This window comes from Shimia ponticola, assembly GCF_007995215.1.
In the GTDB taxonomy this organism is placed as follows: Bacteria; Pseudomonadota; Alphaproteobacteria; order Rhodobacterales; family Rhodobacteraceae; genus Shimia_B; species Shimia_B ponticola.
Genome location: NZ_VCDK01000005.1, coordinates 651,360 through 673,122, shown reverse-complemented (window position 1 = coordinate 673,122; position 21,763 = coordinate 651,360). Strand labels below are relative to the sequence as shown.

General features: G+C 59.0%; 21 protein-coding genes and 1 tRNA gene. 6 read left to right on the top strand and 16 right to left on the bottom strand.

The features are described 5' to 3' along the window. Positions 1-207 precede the first annotated feature (207 nt). Complete coding sequence (locus FE702_RS13445) at positions 208-525, top strand: hypothetical protein (protein ID WP_147126811.1); 318 nt, start codon at positions 208-210, stop codon at positions 523-525. A 116-nt stretch (positions 526-641) separates the two neighbouring features. Here FE702_RS13445 and FE702_RS13440 read toward each other — a convergent pair whose 3' ends face one another. The 8 genes from FE702_RS13440 to FE702_RS13405 all read right to left on the bottom strand — a co-directional run bounded on the left by FE702_RS13440 (position 642) and on the right by FE702_RS13405 (position 7,760). After that, positions 642-2,738 (bottom strand): glycosyltransferase family protein, encoded by a 2,097-nt coding sequence (locus tag FE702_RS13440; RefSeq protein WP_147126810.1) that lies wholly within the window; start codon positions 2,736-2,738, stop codon positions 642-644. Positions 2,739-2,907: 169 nt separating this feature from the next. Next, positions 2,908-3,609: a 50S ribosomal protein L1 gene (rplA, locus tag FE702_RS13435; protein ID WP_147126809.1), complete on the bottom strand. Its 702-nt coding sequence runs from the start codon at positions 3,607-3,609 to the stop codon at positions 2,908-2,910. Position 3,610: 1 nt separating this feature from the next. Beyond that, a complete protein-coding gene (gene rplK, locus FE702_RS13430; RefSeq protein ID WP_147126808.1) occupies positions 3,611-4,036 on the bottom strand; it encodes a 50S ribosomal protein L11 in 426 nt (141 codons plus the stop codon). A 258-nt stretch (positions 4,037-4,294) separates the two neighbouring features. After that, complete coding sequence (locus FE702_RS13425; protein WP_147126807.1) at positions 4,295-5,545, bottom strand: OmpA family protein; 1,251 nt, start codon at positions 5,543-5,545, stop codon at positions 4,295-4,297. A 238-nt stretch (positions 5,546-5,783) separates the two neighbouring features. Further along, positions 5,784-6,317, bottom strand: a complete 534-nt coding sequence (nusG, locus tag FE702_RS13420; RefSeq protein ID WP_147126806.1) for a transcription termination/antitermination protein NusG — start codon at positions 6,315-6,317, stop codon at positions 5,784-5,786. Positions 6,318-6,460: 143 nt separating this feature from the next. Beyond that, complete coding sequence (gene secE / locus FE702_RS13415) at positions 6,461-6,655, bottom strand: preprotein translocase subunit SecE (protein ID WP_147126805.1); 195 nt, start codon at positions 6,653-6,655, stop codon at positions 6,461-6,463. A gap of 103 nt (positions 6,656-6,758) precedes the next feature. Further along, positions 6,759-7,565 carry a hypothetical protein gene (locus tag FE702_RS13410; RefSeq protein WP_147126804.1) on the bottom strand — a complete coding sequence of 269 codons (807 nt, stop codon included), beginning with the start codon at positions 7,563-7,565 and terminating at the stop codon, positions 6,759-6,761. A 119-nt stretch (positions 7,566-7,684) separates the two neighbouring features. Next, a tRNA-Trp gene (locus FE702_RS13405) sits at positions 7,685-7,760 on the bottom strand. A 253-nt stretch (positions 7,761-8,013) separates the two neighbouring features. Here FE702_RS13405 and FE702_RS13400 point away from each other — a divergent pair. After that, positions 8,014-8,778 carry a class I SAM-dependent methyltransferase gene (locus FE702_RS13400; RefSeq protein WP_186827085.1) on the top strand — a complete coding sequence of 255 codons (765 nt, stop codon included), beginning with the start codon at positions 8,014-8,016 and terminating at the stop codon, positions 8,776-8,778. Between the two features lie 28 nt (positions 8,779-8,806). On the opposite strand, the gene FE702_RS13395 is transcribed toward FE702_RS13400, so the two are convergent. The 7 genes from FE702_RS13395 to FE702_RS13365 form a co-directional block, all read right to left on the bottom strand. Further along, complete coding sequence (locus tag FE702_RS13395; RefSeq protein ID WP_147126802.1) at positions 8,807-10,048, bottom strand: CoA transferase; 1,242 nt, start codon at positions 10,046-10,048, stop codon at positions 8,807-8,809. Beyond that, positions 10,045-10,929, bottom strand: a complete 885-nt coding sequence (locus tag FE702_RS13390) for an HTD2 family dehydratase (RefSeq protein WP_147126801.1) — start codon at positions 10,927-10,929, stop codon at positions 10,045-10,047. Before FE702_RS13390 ends, FE702_RS13395 begins: the two co-directional genes overlap by 4 nt. Positions 10,930-11,402: 473 nt before the next feature. Beyond that, positions 11,403-12,578 carry an elongation factor Tu gene (gene tuf / locus FE702_RS13385; RefSeq protein WP_147126800.1) on the bottom strand — a complete coding sequence of 392 codons (1,176 nt, stop codon included), beginning with the start codon at positions 12,576-12,578 and terminating at the stop codon, positions 11,403-11,405. 115 nt (positions 12,579-12,693) lie between these two features. Beyond that, positions 12,694-13,494 carry a hypothetical protein gene (locus tag FE702_RS13380; protein WP_147126799.1) on the bottom strand — a complete coding sequence of 267 codons (801 nt, stop codon included), beginning with the start codon at positions 13,492-13,494 and terminating at the stop codon, positions 12,694-12,696. A gap of 65 nt (positions 13,495-13,559) precedes the next feature. After that, positions 13,560-14,714, bottom strand: coding sequence for a M48 family metallopeptidase (locus FE702_RS13375; RefSeq protein ID WP_147126798.1), 1,155 nt, complete (start codon positions 14,712-14,714; stop codon positions 13,560-13,562). Beyond that, the gene (locus FE702_RS13370; protein ID WP_147126846.1) at positions 14,711-15,937 is read right to left on the bottom strand and encodes a DUF898 family protein; all 1,227 of its coding nucleotides are present in this window, start codon (positions 15,935-15,937) and stop codon (positions 14,711-14,713) included. Before FE702_RS13370 ends, FE702_RS13375 begins: the two co-directional genes overlap by 4 nt. Continuing rightward, positions 15,918-18,251: a DNA topoisomerase IV subunit A gene (locus FE702_RS13365; RefSeq protein ID WP_147126797.1), complete on the bottom strand. Its 2,334-nt coding sequence runs from the start codon at positions 18,249-18,251 to the stop codon at positions 15,918-15,920. Before FE702_RS13365 ends, FE702_RS13370 begins: the two co-directional genes overlap by 20 nt. Positions 18,252-18,458: 207 nt before the next feature. Here FE702_RS13365 and FE702_RS13360 point away from each other — a divergent pair, with 207 nt between their 5' ends. The 4 genes from FE702_RS13360 to FE702_RS13345 all read left to right on the top strand — a co-directional run bounded on the left by FE702_RS13360 (position 18,459) and on the right by FE702_RS13345 (position 20,723). Next, entirely contained in the window at positions 18,459-18,995 is a 537-nt protein-coding gene (locus FE702_RS13360; protein ID WP_147126796.1) for an SH3 domain-containing protein, read from the top strand. 94 nt (positions 18,996-19,089) lie between these two features. Further along, a complete protein-coding gene (locus FE702_RS13355; protein ID WP_147126795.1) occupies positions 19,090-19,920 on the top strand; it encodes an SDR family NAD(P)-dependent oxidoreductase in 831 nt (276 codons plus the stop codon). Positions 19,921-19,953: 33 nt separating this feature from the next. Then, a complete protein-coding gene (locus FE702_RS13350; protein ID WP_147126794.1) occupies positions 19,954-20,148 on the top strand; it encodes a twin transmembrane helix small protein in 195 nt (64 codons plus the stop codon). 2 nt (positions 20,149-20,150) lie between these two features. Continuing rightward, positions 20,151-20,723, top strand: a complete 573-nt coding sequence (locus tag FE702_RS13345) for a cob(I)yrinic acid a,c-diamide adenosyltransferase (protein WP_147126793.1) — start codon at positions 20,151-20,153, stop codon at positions 20,721-20,723. A 101-nt stretch (positions 20,724-20,824) separates the two neighbouring features. On the opposite strand, the gene dapA is transcribed toward FE702_RS13345, so the two are convergent. After that, positions 20,825-21,694 carry a 4-hydroxy-tetrahydrodipicolinate synthase gene (dapA, locus tag FE702_RS13340; RefSeq protein ID WP_147126792.1) on the bottom strand — a complete coding sequence of 290 codons (870 nt, stop codon included), beginning with the start codon at positions 21,692-21,694 and terminating at the stop codon, positions 20,825-20,827. Positions 21,695-21,763: the final 69 nt, after the last annotated feature.

Sequence of the window (21,763 nt, the reverse complement as noted above, 5' to 3'; positions counted from 1 at the left end):
GGTGCAAACACCGACGTCCGCATCAATCTGGGCCTTGGCGCCACGAATGATGTTGTGGCCAAGCTGGTCGTCGACGGTGCCGTTGTTGACCAAGGCATCATCGACGTTCGCTAAGAGCGACGCATCCCCTTCGGCCCCGCGATCCTGCGGGGCCACCCCTCCCCTTCACATGCTCTGATGAGCATCCCGACTTTGAAAGGACATCTCATGTTCAAGAAATTTGCAATCGCCGCCACCGCCATCGCCCTGACAGCCACCGCCGCTTCGGCAACGAACTCGCTGGGCATCCTCGAAGACGCTGATGACCGCGCAAGCTATATCAACATCGATAACGTCCGCGCACTGGACGCCGGTTTCGTGCAGATCGAAACGCTGAAAGGTGACGTGCTGGGCATGGCCTCAGTCAACGCTGGCGCCAACACAGACGTCCGCATCAACCTCGGCCTCGGCGCAACCAATGACGTCGTCGCCAAGCTGGTCGTCGGCGGTGAAGTTGTCGACCAAGGCATCATCGATATCCGGTAAGATTTTACCATTCGCATCTCATGAATGAGACGCAAACGAACCGCGCTGACACGCTCAGCGCGGTTTTTTGTTGCTTGAGACCTCCCGAACCCAGCTTCGATGGCCATAACACTCTGTCAGCTTTGCGTGTCTCGCTCAGCAATCCAGAGTTGCCGAGAGCCACTAGCCAGCGATGTAACAAGAACACGTTGCCCGTCAGGCGTCGGCACCGGATGCAGGTCGCATCTGAATGGCCCGCCGGGCGGCAAGTGCCCCCCAAACTGCGCGATGCTTTCCACGGCCTTGGTCCTCAGATCGACCATGAACAGTTTGACCGTCGAATTATAAGGCTCGTCAAAGAACATCTGATCTAACGTTCCGGGCACCAGGCGCGCATGCGGGTTCAGATCAAACACCCCGGGGGCAAGTGGTTGTGGGGGGATACCTTCCTCGAACGGAATGTCCGCGCCAAGCACGACCTGTTTGCCGCGCAGATCCCACCAGAACAGATGATCGTCGCCGTACCACATGACATGCGATGTCGCCCGCGACAGCACCCGCAGATCAGACCCATCCAGATTGCAAGTGATGCTTGCACCATCAAAGGGTTTCCCCGGCTCACGCCATCTCAGCTTCAATGTGAAGCGTTTGCCGTTCGGGCTGATCTTCACATGGTTCATCCAATAGACAAATGTGCCACGACGAAACGCGAACTGCTCTTCCTTTGTCATTGTGCGCATCACCGCTGCGACAGCTTGGGCGGTTGGGAGAACCAGCCGCGATGCGCCGGTGGCGAAATCAACATACCACAGCCCGTCATCTTGCGGGGCCGGATGATCAGGGCACGCCTCCGTGCCTCCCGCGTACCCATAGGCCGGCCGCACACGATAAAGCCGCGCCATGCACACAGAGAGATAGCCTTGCCCATCTGGCGTCACCGCATAGGCTGGCCTGTCGTAGGTGCGTATGGCGGAGGTGCCAAGGAGCGATAAGCGGACCACATGGCGCGCGTCTTCCAGATCGTTCCAGATCAAGTCACCCGCTGGTGTGAACTGCGCCATCGGACCTTGCTGCCATGACCAAGCATTACTGGTTCCGAGCGGTTCAAACCCGCCGCGATGCAGGTCAACGACCCCGACTTCGACCGTGTCCGTGGCAAGGTTTCTACGCATGGGCATCGTGCTGCGGATCGCTGCAGCAAATTTGCTGTCCGGATCGATCGAGTGAATGTCGTAATAGCTATGCGAATGCCACGCGGCCCCAAATCCGCCTGGTGTCAGCTGCGTCACCCGCCAGCCGGGTGCTGCAAATACCTGTGCTTCTTGCTTGGAGACTTGTCGCAGAGCCGCAACGACATCGCTCGGCTTGTCCTGAACAGCGACCGCTCTTGAAGGGTCAGATAGGCCCATCGCCTCTGCCTCGGCATCCCATCTGGCCAATTTGACGGCATGGGTCAGACGCGCGCGCTCGGGCAAAGTCGATGCTTCCGCGTCACGCTCCAGGTCCTCTGCTGACAACGTCAAAAGACGGTACTTTGCCGCCCTTGCCAACCGCTCAACCCGGCTGTTGGTCGGGTCGTTCAAATCATAGCCCCGGTCTTGAGCCGTTTCGATTGCCGCCGCTGCGGTGCGCTCAGCATCAATTCCGGTGAAATCGCGATTTGGAATAACCGACGCGCGAAAAAACAGGGCCTTTGCAGCGTTTGACTTTGACAGCGCATCATCAAAAAGCGCGCCGCTCAGCCAGTCCGCCCCCCGTTTGGCTGCTGCGTCCACGGTTGTGGCCAATCCATTGGGATAGACCTGCAGTTCATCAATTTCCGGGACCAGGACCCAATCGCTGAATTTCAGCCGCGCTGCTTGCAGACGCACGCGCCTGCGCCACATGCCGCCGGGCTTAAAGTCACCAACCCATGTCCAAGGTTTCGCCGCTCCCGCTTGAATGAGCACATGTTTCATCCGCTCGGCACGCTCCTCGGATGCACTGTGGAGTACGAGGTGAATGCGGCGCGAAACCACGCCCAGCCCGGTATAGTGATCGATGAAATGCGGGATCAGATCGGCATCTTGGTCCAACTGGACCCCTGACACGAGATGGAGCTTGTCCAGCAGCTTGGCCTGTCTCCGAAGACGACGACCGTCAGTCGTTGATGTGTCTAGAAGCTGCGCGCGAACTACTTCGTCTTGGACAATCGACGTGGACCCGGCTGATCCACCTACACCCTGAACACTCATTGCGATCCTCAATCAAGAACCGCCCCCACGTGAAGATCCGTAAGCCGAGTCGGCGGTCAGGAGTCCGAGGATGCCCTAAAAAATCGCGTTAAAAGGGAACACGTGACATTCCCACAACAAAAAAGGGCGCCCAAAGGCGCCCTTTCGAAACTCTGTGGAAACGTCGCGTTTACTGTTCGCTGACCGCGTTCGACACGTCGATGGTCACGCCTGGGCCCATGGTGGAGCTGATAGCGACCTTTTTCATGTAGGTGCCTTTGGCGCCTGCTGGTTTGGCTTTGGCAACAGCGTCCACGAAGGCGCGGATGTTTTCGACCAGCTTGCCTTCGTCGAACGAGGCTTTGCCGACGCCTGCGTGAACAACACCGGCTTTCTCAGCTTTGAACTGAACCTGACCGCCTTTGGCCGCCTCGACAGCCTCTTTGACGTCCATGGTCACGGTACCGACCTTTGGGTTCGGCATCAGGTTGCGTGGGCCAAGCACCTTACCCAGACGGCCAACAATGGGCATCATGTCCGGGGTTGCGATGCAGCGGTCAAAGTCGATGGTGCCGCCTTGGACGGTTTCCATCAAGTCTTCTGCACCCACGATGTCTGCGCCAGCAGCAGTCGCTTCGTCGGCCTTTGGGCCACGTGCGAACACTGCAACGCGAACGGTTTTACCGGTGCCGTTTGGCAGCGAGACCGTGCCGCGGACCATTTGGTCTGCGTGACGTGGGTCAACGCCCAGGTTCATCGCGATTTCGACGGTTTCGTCGAATTTCGCGTTTGCGTTGCCTTTGACCAGTGCGACAGCCTCTTCGACGGTCACATCGGCTTTGCCTGCGAATGCTTCACGAGCGGCTTTGGTGCGTTTTCCGAGCTTTGCCATCTTACTTCACCTCGATGCCCATGGAGCGGGCAGAGCCCAGGATGATCTGCATTGCGCCTTCGATGTCGTTGGCGTTGAGATCTTTCATCTTCGCTTCGGCGATTTCTTTCACCTGCGCGGCGGTCACATAACCCGCGACTTCGCGCGATGGGTTGTTTGCGCCCGACTTCAGCTTTGCGGCCTTCTTCAGGTAGTACGACGCTGGTGGCGTCTTGATGTCCATCGTGAAGGACTTGTCCTGATAGTAGGTGATCACGGTTGGGCATGGCGCGCCTGGCTCCATGTCCTGCGTCTTGGCGTTGAACGCCTTGCAGAATTCCATGATGTTGATGCCGCGCTGACCCAGCGCAGGACCCACTGGTGGGGATGGGTTTGCCTGACCTGCAGGAACCTGCAGCTTCATTGTACCAGCAAGCTTCTTAGCCATTGGTATCTTCCTTTCTCAACTCCCTCCGGGCGCGCCCGTCGGGATATGTGTGATGTGGTCCGGTCTGCACATCGCGATGCGCGCGCCTCCCACAGGGATTGCTGCCAAGAGAATCCTCCCATGACCGCAGATGTGCCGTTTAGATGGGGCGTGTGTGTTTGGCAAGTGTTTGGGCGGCGTTCGTCTGTCCGTCCCTGGGACGCAAAAAGGGCAAGGCGATCTGCCTTGCCCTTTCGCATTCACGGCACGTGATCAGGATCAGAGATCTTCGATGATCACGTCAAAGTCGATCCGGCTTTTTGGAGCCGAAGGTTGACCGGGCAACGCCATCGACACCGATGGTGCGGCAATGATCACCTGCTCGGCAGGCACACCGCGCGCCACCAGCATGCTCATCAAGGCCTTGGCGCGCAGCAACCCGGTCGAGATGTTTTCGCCCATGCCGGGTGCATCCGTATGCTGCCCCACGATCCGCAGGCGCGCATCTGGACAGGCGGCTGCCTTGGTGGCGAGTTGATAGGCCGAATCCATTTGTGCAGGCTGAACTGCGATGGAGCGCGGCGCAAAGAAAAGTTGTTCGCGCAGTACCGCCGCCTGAAGCTCTGCCACGCAGGACGACACCGTGGTGCCAAAGTTGGCCGTCGAGCTGAATGCAACCGGCGTCACCGTCTCAATCACCGAAAATTCGACCCGGCGATCATAAAAGGTCGAAGGCTGTGGACCTGTCAGACCCGAAGGAAAGCTGGAGCCAAAGCCTTTGGCAGTGAACAGCCCTTCTTCGATGCCGGATGCGGCGATGCGCTGGATGACCGTTTCCGCCCGCTGAAGGCTCAGCCGTTCGTTGATGGCCGGGTTGCCGGAGGCGTCAGAGTGACCTTCGACCTGAATACGAACGCCTGGGCAATTTTGTGCAACGGTTCCGATCAGGCGCGCCTGTTCAATCCCGCCGGCATCCGCATTCAAACCACCGCTTGGGAAATAGACCCGCGCCTGTGCCACCAATGCGCGCAAGTCAGCCTTGCAAGAGTTCTGTGCCGCCAGATTTGCTTGAGCCGCGGCAAAGAAGGACGCCGCATTTGCTCCGCTCAGCGGCGATTGCTGCACCGGGGCGGGCTGCGGAGCAGCAGCCGCGACAGGCGTTACGCCGCTTTGCAAGGTGACAACTGACGACCTGTCGGTTGAAACGCCCTGCTGTGTGGTTGGGTTGGCCAACCCCGCGATGGACGGAGCCACAATTTCGGCGCGCGTGACCTCGACCGCTGCGGGCTGCTCTGCAGGAGCAGCAACAGGCGCTGCAGGCACGGCAGGAGCCGCCGCAATCGTTTCAACGGCCGGCGCGGGCGCCGGGGCTACTGCAGGCTGAGGGGCGGCTGCAACGGCGACGCTGGCAGGCGCAGGTTGCGAGACGTCATTGCCGCCGCGATCGAAAAAACCCGTGGCCGCCAAAACAATTGCAACCGACGGCGCCACCCATGGCACATGATCCTTCAGTATTTTGGTAATGTTCATTGCTCTTCCCCCCCGGGAGCTGTGCAGCTCTGCAAAATCGCTACATCTGGTTCACCATACTACAAATTGCACCGACCCAGCTGAGCGGGTCAATATTTGTTGATTCGTTTTTCCGGGAAGTGATTCTTTTTTTGCGCCTGATTCGCGAAAATGAGTCGAAACTGCACCAGTTGCGATGCTCAAACGCAAAACGCCGCCCAGAAAGGCGGCGTTTTTTCTCAGAACCGAATGCTCGGTCTTAGCTTTGTTTTGTGACCTGCGTGTATTCCAGTTCGACAGGGGTCGCGCGGCCAAAGATGGATACCGTGACCTTGAGGCGCTGGTTTTCGTCGTCGACCTCTTCCACTGTACCGTCGAAGTCCTCGAACGGACCGTCATTGACCTTGACCTGTTCGCCGACCTCGAAGCTGATCATCAGCTTCGGTGCTTCTTCACCCTCTTGGACGCGGTTCAGAATACCGTTCACTTCAGCGTCGCGCATCGGCATAGGACGGCCTTGTGGCCCAAGGAACCCGGTCACACGGTTGATCGACTGGATCAGGTGATACCCCTCATCCGACATTTCCATGTGAACCAGCACATAACCGGGCATAAAGCGCCGCTCAGCGGTCACCTTCTTGCCCCGGCGCACTTCGATCACTTCTTCGGTTGGAACCAGAACTTCGTCGATCTGGTCTTCCATTTCCTGTTCAGCGACCTTTTGGCGAATTTGCTCGGCGATCTTCTTTTCGAAGTTCGAAAGAACGCTGACCGAATACCACCGTTTTGCCATGCTGTCGGGCCTCTCATCTCTTGCGCAGGGCTTTGCCCAGCGCCGCCAAATCCATGTCCCAGAAACAAATCGGCGCGCCGAATCGGGCGCGCCTAAAATCTGGATTGAGGCGTGATACCGGGCGTTCGCCCCGGAATCAAGAGTTAGCCCGCCATCCCAAGGATCGCGGTCAAGCCGCTGCGGATACCCAGATCAACCAGCGAAAAGAACACTGCCGTCAGGGCCGCCATGATGAACACCATGATGGTTGTCAGCGTCACCTCACGGCGGGTTGGCCAAACAACCTTCGAAACCTCAGCGCGGGTTTCCTGAATGAACTTTGATGGATTGAAGGCCATGGCCGGTGATCCTTATCGGGCATTTCGAATGTGCAGCTTGCGACATACGCGCAAGGCCCGCGGGTTTCAAGCTGAACCGCGCCAAGCGGCGCGCAAACTCTTGTTAGCTTGTCAGACGGTCAAACGGGTCGGTTTCCAGCTTGGCTTTGAGCATGGCCGACGGCTGGCGCGAGCCGAACAACGACAGACCTATGGACGACCTCTTGCGCGCCGCTTTGGCCGCCTTTTGTTGGCTGGCGGCGGCCTTCTTGGCGGTGTCCTTCACACTGGCGCGGAGCGAAAGCCCACCCGTCGATGCGGGCTTTTGTTCGTTCTGCTTTGCCAAGAGCGCCTTCATATCCGGCGCGGCCTTGGGGTCGGCAAAGGCGGCATCCAGATCCATGCCGGGCATCTCGACGCTTGTTTCCATTGCATATTTGCTTTTGTGGGCATCAGGGTCTTTCCGCCCCAAGCGGCTGAACATGCGCTTGATCGACGACAGCACCATAACCACAAACAACAGGCCGATTGCGACAGAGAAGATCAACGGCAGGTAATCCAATGGCGATGCCACGATATCCTTCCACAAGGTTGTCGCACGCTCTCTCCAGTCGATTTTTTGCACCGGCGTCGCCACGCGTTCGGTCTTGTGGCCGTTATTGGCCACAAAGCCATCAGCAGCACCCGCGCCGACGCCCCCGCCCACGGCCCCAAACAGATCAAGGCTTTCCATGCCCATGGCCTCGGCGGCATCAGCCAGCGCCTGATCCATCATCGCCCCGACCTGCGTCTCGGCAAACGCCACGGCTTGTTCCTTGGCCATGTCGCTCACGCGGCCATCGCGCAGCACAAGTGCACCGCCAATGATGACGACAATCATGACAACCTTCAGCCAAAGCGGCGCACGCATAAACGAAAAGAACAGGCGCATTGGGGGGCTCCTCTATTCAGGACGGAAAAATCCTGACTACGTGTTAGAGCCTGAACTTGACGAAAACGCGGCGCGGGCCTGCCGAAGGCATGGCAACCTGATTGCTTATGACTTGGAAATGGCAGGGGCTGAGGGACTCGAACCCACGACCCTCGGTTTTGGAGACCGATGCTCTACCAACTGAGCTAAACCCCTAGGCCGACCTTTGCACTATGATAACCCCCAGATGAGATCAAGAGCCAACTGGCCCGGCAGACGTGCTGAATCGCGCAATGGTTTGCGAAAGCTGTTTCAGCGTGTATCCCAATGCACAACCCGGTGTGTGGTATTGTGCTTTTGGGCCATGTTTTGAGGTATGATGTTGGAAGATATAGCCGCCCTGTTCAAAGACCGACCTTGGCAATCGCTAGAGTCTGCGGACTTAGCAAGGGCCAAGGCCGTGCCGTCCATGTTGGCCTGGGAAGAAACGCAATTCTATTATTGGCTTGGGCAAACGTTTTCGTCGGTAGACGGAGTGTTTGTCGACCTTGGCTGTTTTGTCGGCGGGTCAACGGCGCGATTTGCTGGCGGCATACAGGATGCCGGACACGCCTCTGTGGTGCATGCCTTTGACCGTTTTACCGTCAACGAAAAGATCAAGAAGGCGGTGCTCTATGAAAGCGGGATCGCGCCCTTTGAGGGTCGCGATATGCTGCCGCTGTCGAAAGACCTGCTAGCGCCCTTTGCAGACCATGTTGTCCACCATCAGGGGGATATAACCGAGGCGCAGTGGAACGGCGCGCCGATTGATGTGCTTGCCCATGATGCATCAAAGTCGCGGAAATCCATGGATGCGCAGGCCGAAATCTTTTGGCCCTACTTCCGCACGGGGCGCACGATCATGGTGCAACAGGACTATCTTCACACCGTGCAACCGTGGATTCCCGTCCAGATGGAGCTTTGGGCAGATCATTTCGAACCGCTGGCGTTCATCCGCGGGTCATCGTTGGCATTTCTGTGCACGAAAACGCCCGCTGCATCGGTTCTTGAGGAACGTCGGGTCGCCAATCTTGATCACGCCGATCAAGTCAGCCTGATCAAGAAAGCGCGAGATCGGATGGCCGCCTTCGGGAAGCCGGTGGCGAAAAAGCTGGATATTGCGACCCAGCTCTTGGAAGAGAACCCCGGTGTCGAGCAACCATGGAAGCTCAAGCGCGCAAAGAACGCAGCCTAAGTGCAGTCTCTCGGGAGGCTGATTGCCCTCACGCCGCCTTGCGCGAGCGGGAGGGCTGCGCCGAACTGACGACGCCAGCGTCAAAGAGCTGTGCGATTTCAGTATCTGTCAGCCGTGCAACATCGCCCAGAATCTCTTCTGTATGTTCCCCCAGCACTGGCGCGGGCACGGCGTTCTGACGCGAAATAGCCGAGAAATCCGCGACATGAGACGGCACAGGAAATTGGCCAAGCCCCGGTTGATCCAGCATCTGGAAGACAGGATTGTCAGGTGACAAATCGGGGTCTTGCTCTACCGCTTCTTTGACGGTGCGAAATTCGGACCAGGTCAGCGACGCCTCGTCAAAAATGCGGCCTACCTCGGCGGCGGTCCGTTCGGCGAACCACGGGGACAGGACGGCTGTGATCTGCTTGCGCAGTTCCCACCGTGCGCCTTCATCGCGCAGGTTGGCCCCGTGACGTGCGGCCATGGCATCGAGCGCATCCTTGGTGTCGGTTGTCTTGACCAGCCCGGACCACTGCCGACCCGTCAGCCCGATGACCATGATCCTGCGGCCGTCGCAGCACAGGAAATCCTGACCGTATGCGCCATAGAGCGCGTTGCCGGACTTCTCGCGCTGCACGTCATTCAGCTTGGCGTCGCCGATCATCCCCAGATGTCCAAGCGTGGCCGCCGCAACGTCTTTGAGCGACAGGGAAACATCCTGCCCCTCGCCGGTTTTCAGACGGTGCCGTTCTGCCGCAAGCAAAGACGACACACACATATGTCCCGCCATCAGGTCCCAAGCCGGAAGCGCGTTGGCGACGGGGGCATCATGCCCTTCTGGTCCGGTGATGTCAGGAATGCCGAGCGCCGGGTTTACCGTGTAATCAACCTGAGGCCGCCCGTGGCGATCCCCTTGCAGCCCGACCATGATCAGGTCTTCGCGGTATTTGCTAAGGGTTTCGTGATCCATCCATCCGCGCACCCGCAGGTTTGTCAGGAAAAGACCAGCATCGTCGCCCGGCGCGGTGATGATGCGAGTGATCAGTTCTCGCCCTTCAGGGTGCTTCATGTCCACCGCAATGGATTTCTTGCCTTTGTTGAGGCCCGCCCAGAACAGGCTTTGCCCGGATGGCGCAAGCGGCCAGCGGCCAGCGTCCAATCCGCCTTCAAGGCGGTCAAAGCGGATGACCTCTGCCCCCATCTGCGCAAGTGTCATCCCAGCCAGGGGAACGGCCACGAATGCTGAGCCTTCGACGACCCGCATGCCTTTCAGGATCTGGGTCATTGGTCGTCTCCCCATGTCGCAGAGGCAGACATGCCGACATGCCCGGCTTCGGCCACAGTGTTCAATGAAACTGTGCTACCGTCATCGGCGGCGATCACGCGCATGACGCCGTCGTCGAACATCGGATGCATGCCCCGGAACTTAAACGTGCTAGGAACCGATCCGCGCAGCTTGCAGGCCATGTCCATCATCAATTGGGCTTGCAGCGGCCCGTGTACGACCAGACCGGGATACTTCTCGACCTCCTGACAATAGGTGCGGTCGTAATGGATCTTGTGCCCGTTGAAGGTGATCGCCGAATAGCGGAACAGGAGCGGCGGTGACGCCTCGACTTCACGCAGCGCCGCGACGTTGTGCATATCAGCGGCTTTCTTGGCCGGCGGCGAATAGCTTTCGGGGATCGGCAGATACACGATGTCATGACGCTCGCGCACGGCAACGCCCTGCGCGCCCGAAAGGACATGGTCAACAGCAACAAACACCATCCCACCGGCGGAGCCTGATTTCTCGGTGATCTGCGAGATCGTCGATGTTCGTTCGATTGGCTCCCCCACACGCAATGGCGCATGAAATGTCAGCTTGCCGCCTGCCCACATCCGCCGCTCAAACGGCACGGGGGGCAGGAAACCCTGCTTGTCGCCGCGCAGGCCGCGCTGAGGGTGCCCGTCATGGCCCAGATCAGACATCGGCTCGGTCGGGGGAAATGCATACCAATGCCACAGGGCAGGCATCACATCGCCCGCAACGGGCGCCGGGGTCGCATCATCACTTAGGGTGGCATGAGCCATCGCCGCGACCTGAGCCGACAAATAGCCGGTGGTGGTTTGCGTGCGACCAACCCAGGACTGAAGGTCGGGCGTGTGTGTGACTGTATCTTTCATGGGCTGCAAAATCGTCGCTCATTCAAAAAAAATCAAACGTTTTTAATGACTTAGCGGTGTACCCAAGTATACCGAACTGTTTTGCAAGCGCAGAATAGCGTTGATAACAGAAAGAAATCCTACCGCGGAAGTAGAACTTGTCGCACCGAAAAAAGTTACCCCGCTGCAGTGGCAAACAGCCGGTTTCGGCCAAAAAACAGACTGCATCCCGCAAGGAGGCTGGGTCCGGTTGGAGCGCAACGCAGCCCAACCGGACGGGATTCCTGCCTCACTCAAGACGGCCAAGGATCGCTTGCGCTCGTTCCAGAATCCGCGGACTTGCGCGTTCGAAACGCGGGAACGAAAAAGGCCCCTGTCGAAACAGGGGCCTCGGGTTTGGATGCGGGCATCCAGAAATCTTTTAGGTGATATTCACGAGCCTCGTTGCCAAGGCCCCTGTCACCACCAGACAGACTTTCCGATGGAAAGTTGTCTTACTCGGTGATGTCGGAGACGACGCCTGCGCCGACGGTGCGGCCGCCTTCGCGGATGGCGAAGCGGAGGCCTTTTTCCATCGCGATTGGCGCGATCAGTTCAACCGAGAACGACACGTTGTCGCCTGGCATGACCATCTCGGTGCCTTCTGCCAGCGTAACCGTGCCAGTCACGTCCGTCGTACGGAAGTAGAACTGTGGACGGTAGTTCGCGAAGAATGGCGTGTGACGGCCACCTTCATCCTTCGTCAGGATGTAGGCTTCGGCTTCGAACTTCGTGTGTGGCGTCACGGATGCTGGCTTACACAGAACCTGACCACGCTCAACGCCGTCACGGTCCACACCGCGCAGCAGTGCGCCGATGTTGTCGCCTGCTTCACCGCGGTCCAGCAGCTTGCGGAACATTTCAACGCCTGTGCAGGTCGTCTTGGTGGTGTCGCGGATACCGACGATTTCAATCTCGTCGCCCACGTTGATCACGCCACGCTCAACACGACCGGTCACAACCGTACCACGACCCGAGATCGAGAACACGTCTTCGATCGGCATCAGGAACGGCTGGTCAACCGCACGCTCTGGAGTGTCGATGTACTCATCAACCGCTGCCATCAGCTCTTTGATCTTCTCTTCGCCGATCTCAGGGTTGTTGCCTTCCATCGCCGCCAGAGCCGAACCCGCGATGATCGGAATATCGTCGCCTGGGTACTCGTAGCTTTCCAGCAGTTCGCGGATTTCCATCTCGACGAGCTCCAGAAGCTCTTCGTCGTCGACCTGGTCCACTTTGTTCATGAACACGACCATCTTCGGGATGCCAACCTGGCGACCCAGCAGGATGTGCTCGCGGGTTTGTGGCATTGGGCCGTCAGCCGCGTTCACAACCAGGATCGCGCCGTCCATCTGCGCCGCACCCGTGATCATGTTTTTCACGTAGTCAGCGTGGCCTGGGCAGTCCACGTGCGCGTAGTGGCGGTTCTCGGTCTCGTACTCAACGTGTGCCGTCGAGATCGTGATGCCGCGGGCTTTTTCTTCAGGCGCGCCGTCAATCTGGTCATACGCTTTGAAGTCACCAAAGTACTTCGTGATCGCTGCCGTCAACGTCGTCTTGCCGTGGTCAACGTGACCAATCGTGCCGATGTTCACGTGCGGTTTCGTACGTTCAAACTTTTCCTTTGCCATGATGGCCTCTGTATTGGGGGGCGGGCCAAGTCGCGCGCCCAGTTGCATCCGGAGGTTTGGCCCGGTTTCGATACGCGCGCGATGTATTGAACGGTGGCAGGAAAATCAACACCGATTAAGCGTCTTCGGTCTCTTGCGCAGCAGCATTTGTATCGTCTTCTGCACCGCCGGAGATGTCGGCTTCGGACTCTGCGTCACCCGTGGTTTGGCCAGCGGTCTCATCCGTGTTGCCTGCGGTCGTCTCGCCTGCATCAGCGGCGGCTGAGGCTGTCTGGGTTTCGTCCGCTTCTGGCAACGTGATCGCGCTAAGCGGTTCACCTTCGACAGGGGCCTCCAAATCAGCCGCGTCATCCTCAGGGCTCGCATCCACCGAACCGGAGAATTCTCCGAACCACGGCTGTTCCCGCATCCAGCGCTCTGTTTGGCGCGCCGCGTTCTCAGCAAGGTCGGCCAATTGCTCTTCCTTGCTGGATGTGAGGCCGGAGCCAAGGAGCGTGCCTGCTCCAACGCTTTCAACCACCGTGATCTGGTGCGCTTCCTCGGGATATTGCGTGCCGGTTGCGTCTTCGATGATCGTCACGCGAAAAATCAGAACGGATTTCGGAGCCAGAACCAGCGGAATGCCGGGCTGAGCCAGAACATACCCATCCACGATCGCGCCGATATGAAAGAAAGAATCGCCCGTGTAACGTTTAAAGCGCGGCTCGAAAGCGGCTTTCATCGCGGCCTTCCATTCCTCTGGCGTGGCGTCGCGTGATGCCGGGCCTTTGGTCATCTCCGCCGCTGTGGACGGAACAAAGAAACCAAGTTTGAAGTCGCCAATCGGCTCTGGCGTCTCCTCCAGATCGCTTGTTGCACAGGCAGACAGCGCGACAATCGCCGCAAGGCCCAACAGGCGTGTCATCCACGATGCCATAACGCTCCCCCCTGCCCATTCCCACCGGGCTTCGCTAGCGGCTTAGCGCAGGTCCCGGATCAGGTTCAACCAGAGCGCTGCGCTGTGTCATCACAAATTGATCGCAAAGCGCGCCATTCGGCCTGTGACAGGATGGGGTCAGGCGAGACCGTATCAGGTGTCGCTGCCCGCGCTGCAGCGATCCTGTCCGAGAAATTCGGATGCGCCATAAATCGCTGAATCCAGCCCGTCGTGTCGCCATATTCATCACGCAGACGTTCAAAGAAATCCGCCATGGCGGCTGGATCATATCCGGCATTGGCCAGAGTGGAATGGGCATAAGCATCGGCTGCGGCCTCTGCTTCTTGACTGTAATCCGCCTGAATGATGCGCTCGGTCAGGAACAGGATCAGCGCACCGCCAGCAAAATCCCCAAACAAGAGCCCCAGCACACCAATCGATCCGGCAGACCGCAACGCGATGCGTGTCGGGTCGCGCGCGACGACATGACCAACCTCATGCGCATAGACAGAGGCAACTTCGTCCGGGGTTTCAGCCTCTTCGATCAAGCCCTCGAACAGAACGATAATGCCACCCGGCAAGGCAAAAGCATTCACCATCTCATGTTCGAGCACGTAGACACGTAACTCCTGCTCGCCGATGCCATCCGGGAACAGGGTCTCGCCCATTTTTGCCAAGGCAACAGAGCCTTCTTCGGACTCGCAGAACGGCAGAGGGTTCATGCGCGTTTCGTCCAGGAAGGTGCGAATCTGCCCAAGCGTGGCATCACCCAAAGCACGTTCACCAGCAGGCGGCAGGTATTCGGCCAAGCTGTCGGCCAGCAACGGGATCAAAACCGTCACCATGAGCGCCACCGAGGCGACAGCCCCGAGAGACCACGCAAGCAGTCGCCCCTTGCGTTCAACTGGGGGCGACTTGCGCAGGTTACCCGCGCGGGCCTGCATGATGCGGCGCTCTTCGTCGGTGCTGAGGACCAGCCGCGCCATCGGGTCGGCTGTCTGGCGCAGCGTCATAACCGCTGGGTCCGCCTGATCGCCCAAGGCACGGATATCGTCCAGCGGCCAAATCACTGGATCGCGCCCTTCGCCCACGATCATCAACCCACGGCGACGTTCATCCATGGTCAATTCGACAGGCACTGGAAGTGCGCTGTCACCATCGAAATACAGACCTTTGCCCTGAAAAGATTCAGGCGCGGCCCCAATGCGGATGACGGTCATATTGCGGCCCCCACATCCAAGGCTTCGGCAAATCCCTCTGCCTCAGCAAACTCATCGCGGCCCCGTTGCGTGATCTGCTCCAACTCTTCCAATCCGTCGATTTGCAGCGTCTCGGCATAGTGCCGCCAGATTGGAAAGGTCAGGAACGCGTGGGTGAGTGCGCTCCAGACCAAGAATAACAGGAAATAGCTTATCAATCCGAGCGCCCCGGTGATCCATGCGGGCATGGTCAGAAAGACATCCTCCGCCATCTCGTCCGGGTTCATCTCGGTCAGGAACTCGAACCCTCCGCTGAGCACTGCGGCGGCGGCCAGAAACAGGAAACCGGTGATCATCAAGATCAAGACAGCTGCAGAGACGCGGAACAGGTTACCGACGATATAGATGTGCAAAACCTTCAGAACGCGCGGACGCGGCACCAGCGACATGGCCCCTGTCGTCAGGTGCGCAGCCAAAATTCGTCGCCCTTCGACAATGTAATAGACCAGCCCGAACAGCGCCCATGGCACCGAAACAACCATCATCATGGCTATTCCTTCCTGCCCAGACTCAAGCGAGGCCAGCAAAGAGCCAGCAGAGAAGAACACACCGATCAACAGATGCACGAAGGCCGGATACAGCATGGTTTTGTGACCGCCTTGGTGCAGGCGGTGATTGCCGTAAAACGTCCGGTCGTTGCGATATTTCTCAAGCTGGAATCGCAAGGCCGGGTGGCTCAGGCCCAAAGTCAGAAGCACTCCGACCCACCCCAAAAGAGCCCGACGCGCGTAGCCCCATGCGCCCGGTTCAAGCCCGAAACGGATCGAGCGCCAGCGTGTTCGGGCCAGCACATAGCGCCGCGCCCGATACTGCGCAAAAAACCACAAGGGCGCGATCACGATGGCCGAGATGACGTAGGCAAAGGTGTACTCGGCAAAAACCGCGAGACTGACAAAGGTCAGGATCAGGTTCGCAAGGCCAAGGTAGAACGCCAGGAACACAACCACGATCAGGAAACCGAGCAGCTTTTCCAGCGGCTGACCTGTATATTCCAACGGAATGCCCGCAGGACGCGTCGCGGACCAGTACCAGCGGCGCAAACGGGTCTTCATCCAGAACCGGTAAATACCCAACGTGATAACGGTCAGCAGGCCAGTTTTGAACGCGAGCCAAAAAATCGCGCCGCGCCGCCCGCCAAATGACGTCCTCGCGCTTGGCCCTGACCTAGTCGGTGAATTTGTTATCGCGTGGGAAGCCTCGAGGTGCCATCCGTCCGGTTCCGGCGCGTTTGCCGATCCATTCGTCCAGCTCGGGCCGCTCGACGGTCCGGGTCCTGCCTGCGGGGTCGAGCCAGGTGAGGCCCGTTCCCAGGGCGAAGGTGATGGCATCTGACAGACCTCCGTCCTTGTACTTCTGCAGCCTCACGCCCTTACCCCTGCCCATCTCTGGCAGTTCGTCAACGGGGAAGACGAGGACTTTGCGGTTCTCACCCACGACGGCGACATGATCGCCACTGATCGGCTTGCACAGCAGCGCCTGCGATGGCGCGCGCACGTTCAGGACCTGTTTGCCGGCACGGGTCTGAGCGACAACATCGTCCTCTGGCACGACAAATCCATCCCCAGCGGTCGATGCGACCAACAATTTCTGGCCGGGCTTGTGAATGAACAGCGCGATGATCTGTGCTTCGTTCGGCAGATCGACCATCAGTCGCAGCGGTTCACCCATGCCGCGCCCGCCCGGCAGGTTGGACACACTCAGCGTGTAAAACCGCCCATTGGAGCCATAGGCCAGCAATCTGTCTGTTGTTTCCGCATGGAAAACAAAGCGGGCTTTATCGCCATCTTTGTATTTGAGTTCGCGGGTCAGGTCGATGTGACCCGACATGGCCCGAATCCAGCCCATGTCTGAGCAGACGATCGTGACAGGTTCACGGTCGATCATCGCCTCAAGCGGGACATCTTCGACCTGCGCAGCGTCTGCAAAGGTGGTTCGGCGCGGACCGCCTTCGGCACTGCGGCCGAAGGTCTTGCGTACCTCGCGCAATTCGTCGGCGATGCGACCCCATTGCAGGTCTTCGGTCGCGATCAATTCCATCAGGCCCGCGCGCTCGGCTTGCAGTTCTTCCTTCTCGCGGATCAGTTCCATCTCTTCGAGACGGCGCAAGGACCGCAAGCGCATGTTCAGGATGGCTTCGGTCTGCACCTCGGTCAGCGCCGGATCGGGCTCCAGAGGCAGGCCGATGGGGCTGATGTAATCCTCTTCATCATAGGCGCGCTGGAATTCGCGGTCCCAATCCTCGGCCATCAGTGCGATCTTCGGATCGTCATCGTATCGAATGATGTCGATCACACGATCCAGATTGAGGAAGGCGATGATGAAGCCTTCGAGCACCTCCAAGCGGTGATCGATCTTGGCCAGCCGGTGCTGCGACCGCCGGATCAGCACATCGCGGCGATGATCAAGGAACGCGCGCAGCACCTCTTTCATGCTGCAGACCTTGGGCGTCACACCATCGATCAGCACGTTCATGTTCAGGGAAAACCGCACCTCAAGGTCAGAGTTACGGTAGAGCATCCCCATAAGGACCTCTGGGTCGACATTCTTGGAGCGCGGCTCAAGAACGATGCGGATATCGTCGGCGGACTCATCCCGCACATCGGCCAGGATCGGGACCTTTTTGGTCTGGATGACCTCGGCCAGCTTTTCGATCAGCTTGGATTTCTGAACCTGATACGGGATTTCCGTGACAACAATCTGCCACTGACCCCGGTTCAGGTCCTCCCGCTCCCATTTGCACCGCAGGCGGAAGCCACCCTTGCCGGTCTTATACGCCTCTGCAATCGACTCAGCCGGTTCAACGATAACGCCACCCGTTGGGAAATCAGGCCCCGGAACCATTTCGATCAGGGTGTCATCCCGTACGAGATCAGAATTCTGCTTTTTCGCAAGATGAATGCAGGCATCCAGAAGCTCATGCAGGTTGTGGGGCGGGATGTTTGTGGCCATCCCGACCGCGATCCCAGAGGCACCATTGGCCAGCAGGTTCGGATAGCGAGCGGGCAGAACAACGGGTTCTTCCAGCCGTCCGTCGTAATTGTCGCGAAAGTCGACCGCGTTCTCGGAAAGACCTTCGAGCAAGGCTTCGGCGAGTTCCGTCATCCGCGCTTCGGTATAGCGGGAGGCCGCCGGGTTATCGCCGTCGATATTGCCAAAGTTCCCCTGGCCGTCGACCAGCGGATAACGGACCGCAAAATCCTGTGCGAGGCGAGCCATGGCGTCGTAAATCGCCTGATCACCATGCGGGTGGAAATCGCCCATCGTGTCGCCAGATATCTTGGCTGACTTCAGGAATTTCCCATCCGCCGTCAGGCGCAGCCTGCTCATGGCATAAAGGATTCGCCGATGAACCGGCTTCAGCCCGTCTCGCGCGTCCGGCAACGCTCTGTGCATGATCGTGGACAATGCATAGGTCAGATAACGGTCGCCAATGGCCCGGCGCAGCGGCTCGGCCATCTCATTCAACGAGGTATCGGGGATATCGGTGTCGTCGGACATAAATGTGGTGTAAACGCCGGTTCGAATGTGGTCCAGAGCCAAACCCTGCACTGTATTCTGTTACCCCACCGCAATCGCGACCCCGAGGACACAGTTTGCGCCCCTCTGCGGAGGTAGGGGGAACCAGACCACCACAATCACCGTTAAACGTGTTATGAAGTGTGCGACTCTGCTGCTGTAAATTAATCGAGTGACCTGGGGAGCGTTATGACGCGGTTTATGCTGGTGACCTTTGGCCTTTTGGGCTGGGCGTTTTTTGAATTGTCTGGTGGGTCTGATTTCGAGCCGCCCGAATTAGCTTCAAGCCCGCTGAACGAGCTGCAGCAAAGTGTTGAGTTCGAACGCACGCTGGTGGCACGCGCGGACACCTCGCCTGCACAGCAACCCGTTGTTCAAACCCAGAGCAATGATCTGGTGCAAAATGCTTCTGTTGTGATCGAGGACGCATCCACCGACGCGCAGCCAACCGCCAGCCTCGCGGTTGTGTTGGGCGAAGCGGCGCGTGAAACCACACCAGAGCCTGTCATCGCCGAAGTTCCCGCAGCCGACATTCGCCTTGTCGCGGGCAGCCGTGTGAACGTGCGTAACGGGCCAGGCACCAATTTCTCGGTGGTTGCGCAGCTGACGCGCGGCGCTGAAACCGAAGTTCTCCAAAGCCCCGGCAACGGCTGGGTCAAAATCCGCGCCGCCAACACCGGCGGCGTTGGCTGGATGGCGGAACGCCTTCTGACGGCACAGAACTAAACCAAATTCCCACGCCGAATTCTGGCATTACGCGCGGCAGCGGTTGAAGCAGCCGCGCGCATCTGCAAACTGCCCCCAAACGACGGGGGACCCCATGGCAAAATCGATCCTGATCACCGGATGCTCGACGGGCATCGGTTATGACTGCGCGCATTACCTCAAGAGCAAGGGTTGGCGCGTCTTTGCCTCTTGCCGCAAGCAAGAGGATTGTGACCGGTTGATCTCGGAAGGGTTTGAAAGCCCGCGCATCGACTATGAAGAAGAGGCGTCTGTCGAGGCTGGCTTGGCCGAGGTATTGGACGCCACCGGCGGAACGCTGGATGCGCTTTTTAACAACGGTGCCTATGCCATCCCCGGCGCGGTCGAGGACCTGCCGCGCGCGGCACTGCGCCAAATCTTTGAAGCCAATCTCTTTGGCTACCATGATCTGACGCGCCGGGTGATCCCTGTCATGCGGACGCAAGGCCACGGACGCATTCTGAACTGTTCCTCAGTCCTTGGGTTTGCAGCGCTGAAATGGCGCGGCGCCTACAACACCACCAAGTTCGCCATGGAGGGTCTGAGCGACACCATGCGTCTCGAATTGCGAGACAGCGGCATCCACGTCGTCTTGATTCAGCCGGGCCCCATCACCACAAAAATCCGCCAGAACTCGATCCCGCATTTCGAGAAATGGATTGATTGGGAAAACTCCGCGCTCAGCGGTCTGTACCGCGCCTCTCTGCACAAGCGGCTTTATGCGGACGACCAACCGCCGGACAAGTTTGAGCTTCCGCCGCGCACTGTGTCGGTCAAGGTCCACGAGGCGTTGACCGTTGCGCGGCCCAAGAGCCGTTACAAGATCACCTTCCCCACATATCTAATGGCGGTGTTGCGTCGCATTCTGCCGCGCCGTCTGTTCGACAATATCCTTGCCCGCGCCTAAAGCGGCCTTAGCTCGCTGGGAAAGGAGACTCCCATGGATCGTGATCCACTATTGATCGTCGTCATCATCGCATGTCTCGGCGTCGCAGCCATTTTGGCCTTCGGCATCGGGTCATTCGCGAAGGGCGGGAAATTCAACCAAAAAAACGGGAATAAGATGATGCAATTGCGCCTCGCCGCTCAGGCTGTGGCCGTCATTCTTATCCTGATCCTGATCGCAGCGAGGTAAATGTGGTCGTACTTTCGAAGATCTACACGCGCACCGGTGATGCCGGTGAAACGGCCCTGGGCAATGGCAGCCGGGTGGCCAAACACTCTCAGCGCGTGAATGCCTATGGTACCGTGGATGAAACCAACGCCACCGTGGGTTTGGCGCGCCTGCATGCGACGGGTGAGATGGACGAACAGCTTTCGGCCATTCAAAACGACCTGTTCGACCTCGGCGCTGATCTGTGTCGCCCGGACATGGAGAAAGACGCCGAAGCTGAATACCCGCCGCTGCGCATGACCATGGCGCAGGTTGAAAGGCTCGAAGCACAGATCGACGCGATGAACGACGCCCTGGAACCACTACGCAGCTTTATCTTGCCGGGCGGATCGCCTTTGGCGGCGCACCTGCATTTGTGCCGGACGGTTGCACGCCGCGCCGAGCGTTTGTCCGTTGAACTGGGCACAATGGAGAGCGTCAATCCGGCAGGCGTCAAATACCTGAACCGCCTGTCCGACTGGTTCTTTGTCGCGTCGCGTATCGCGAACAATGACGGCAAGGACGACGTGCTCTGGGTTCCAGGCGCAAACCGCTGACGCAGGCTGCGGGAGCCACCAACCTAAGTTATCCGAGACCCACGGAAAAGCCGCCCGAGGTCGGGCGGCTTTCTTTTTTGTTCCAAATCCAGCTTGAGCGCTTAGATCAGGCCCGCATGGGCCATCGCTGCGTCCATCTTGGCCTTTGTCTCATCGGACAGCTCAACCAATGGCGAACGAACCTCAGCTGAACACAGACCAAGCTTGGATACGCCGTACTTAGCCCCGCACAATCCCGGTTCAGTGAACACGGCCTCGTGCAGCGGCATCAGTTTGTCCTGGATTTCCAACGCTGTGGCGAAATCACCAGCCAGTGTCGCATCCTGCATCTGCGCACACAGCGCTGGTGCGACGTTTGCCGTCACCGAGATGCATCCAACGCCACCCATGGCGTTAAAGCCAACGGCGGTCGCGTCTTCTCCAGACAACTGGATGAAATCAGCACCAGAACGAATGCGTTGCGCCGCAACCCGCGACAGGTCCGCGGTCGCGTCTTTGACACCGATGATGTTCGGGTTCTTCGACAGCGTCGCCATGGTGTCGGGAGACATGTCGATGACTGAACGCGGCGGGATGTTGTAGATCACGATTGGCAGGCCAACCTCTGCGGCGGCTTCGAAATGCGCGATCAGCCCCCGTTGGGTCGGCTTGTTGTAATAGGGCGTCACGACCAGCGCACCGTCCGCACCGGCGGCCTTGGCCGCCTCGACCAAACGGACAGTTTCGGCCGTGTTATTCGACCCGGCACCCGCCAGAACCGGCACGCGACCGGCGGCCTGCTCAACGACAGCAGCGACGACAGCGTCGTGTTCTTCATGCGTGAGCGTCGGGCTTTCGCCCGTGGTGCCCACAGGCACAAGGCCTTTGGAGCCGTGCTTTATCTGCCAATCCACCAAGCGTTTGAGCGCCTCAAAGTCCACGGCACCGTTGTTGAAGGGCGTGATCAGGGCGGGCATTGAGCCTTTGAACATCTGCATGTCCTCTCATTCAGGCAGGTGGTTAGGGCGATTCTGCGGACGGCCTCCCGTCGGCGAAATCGC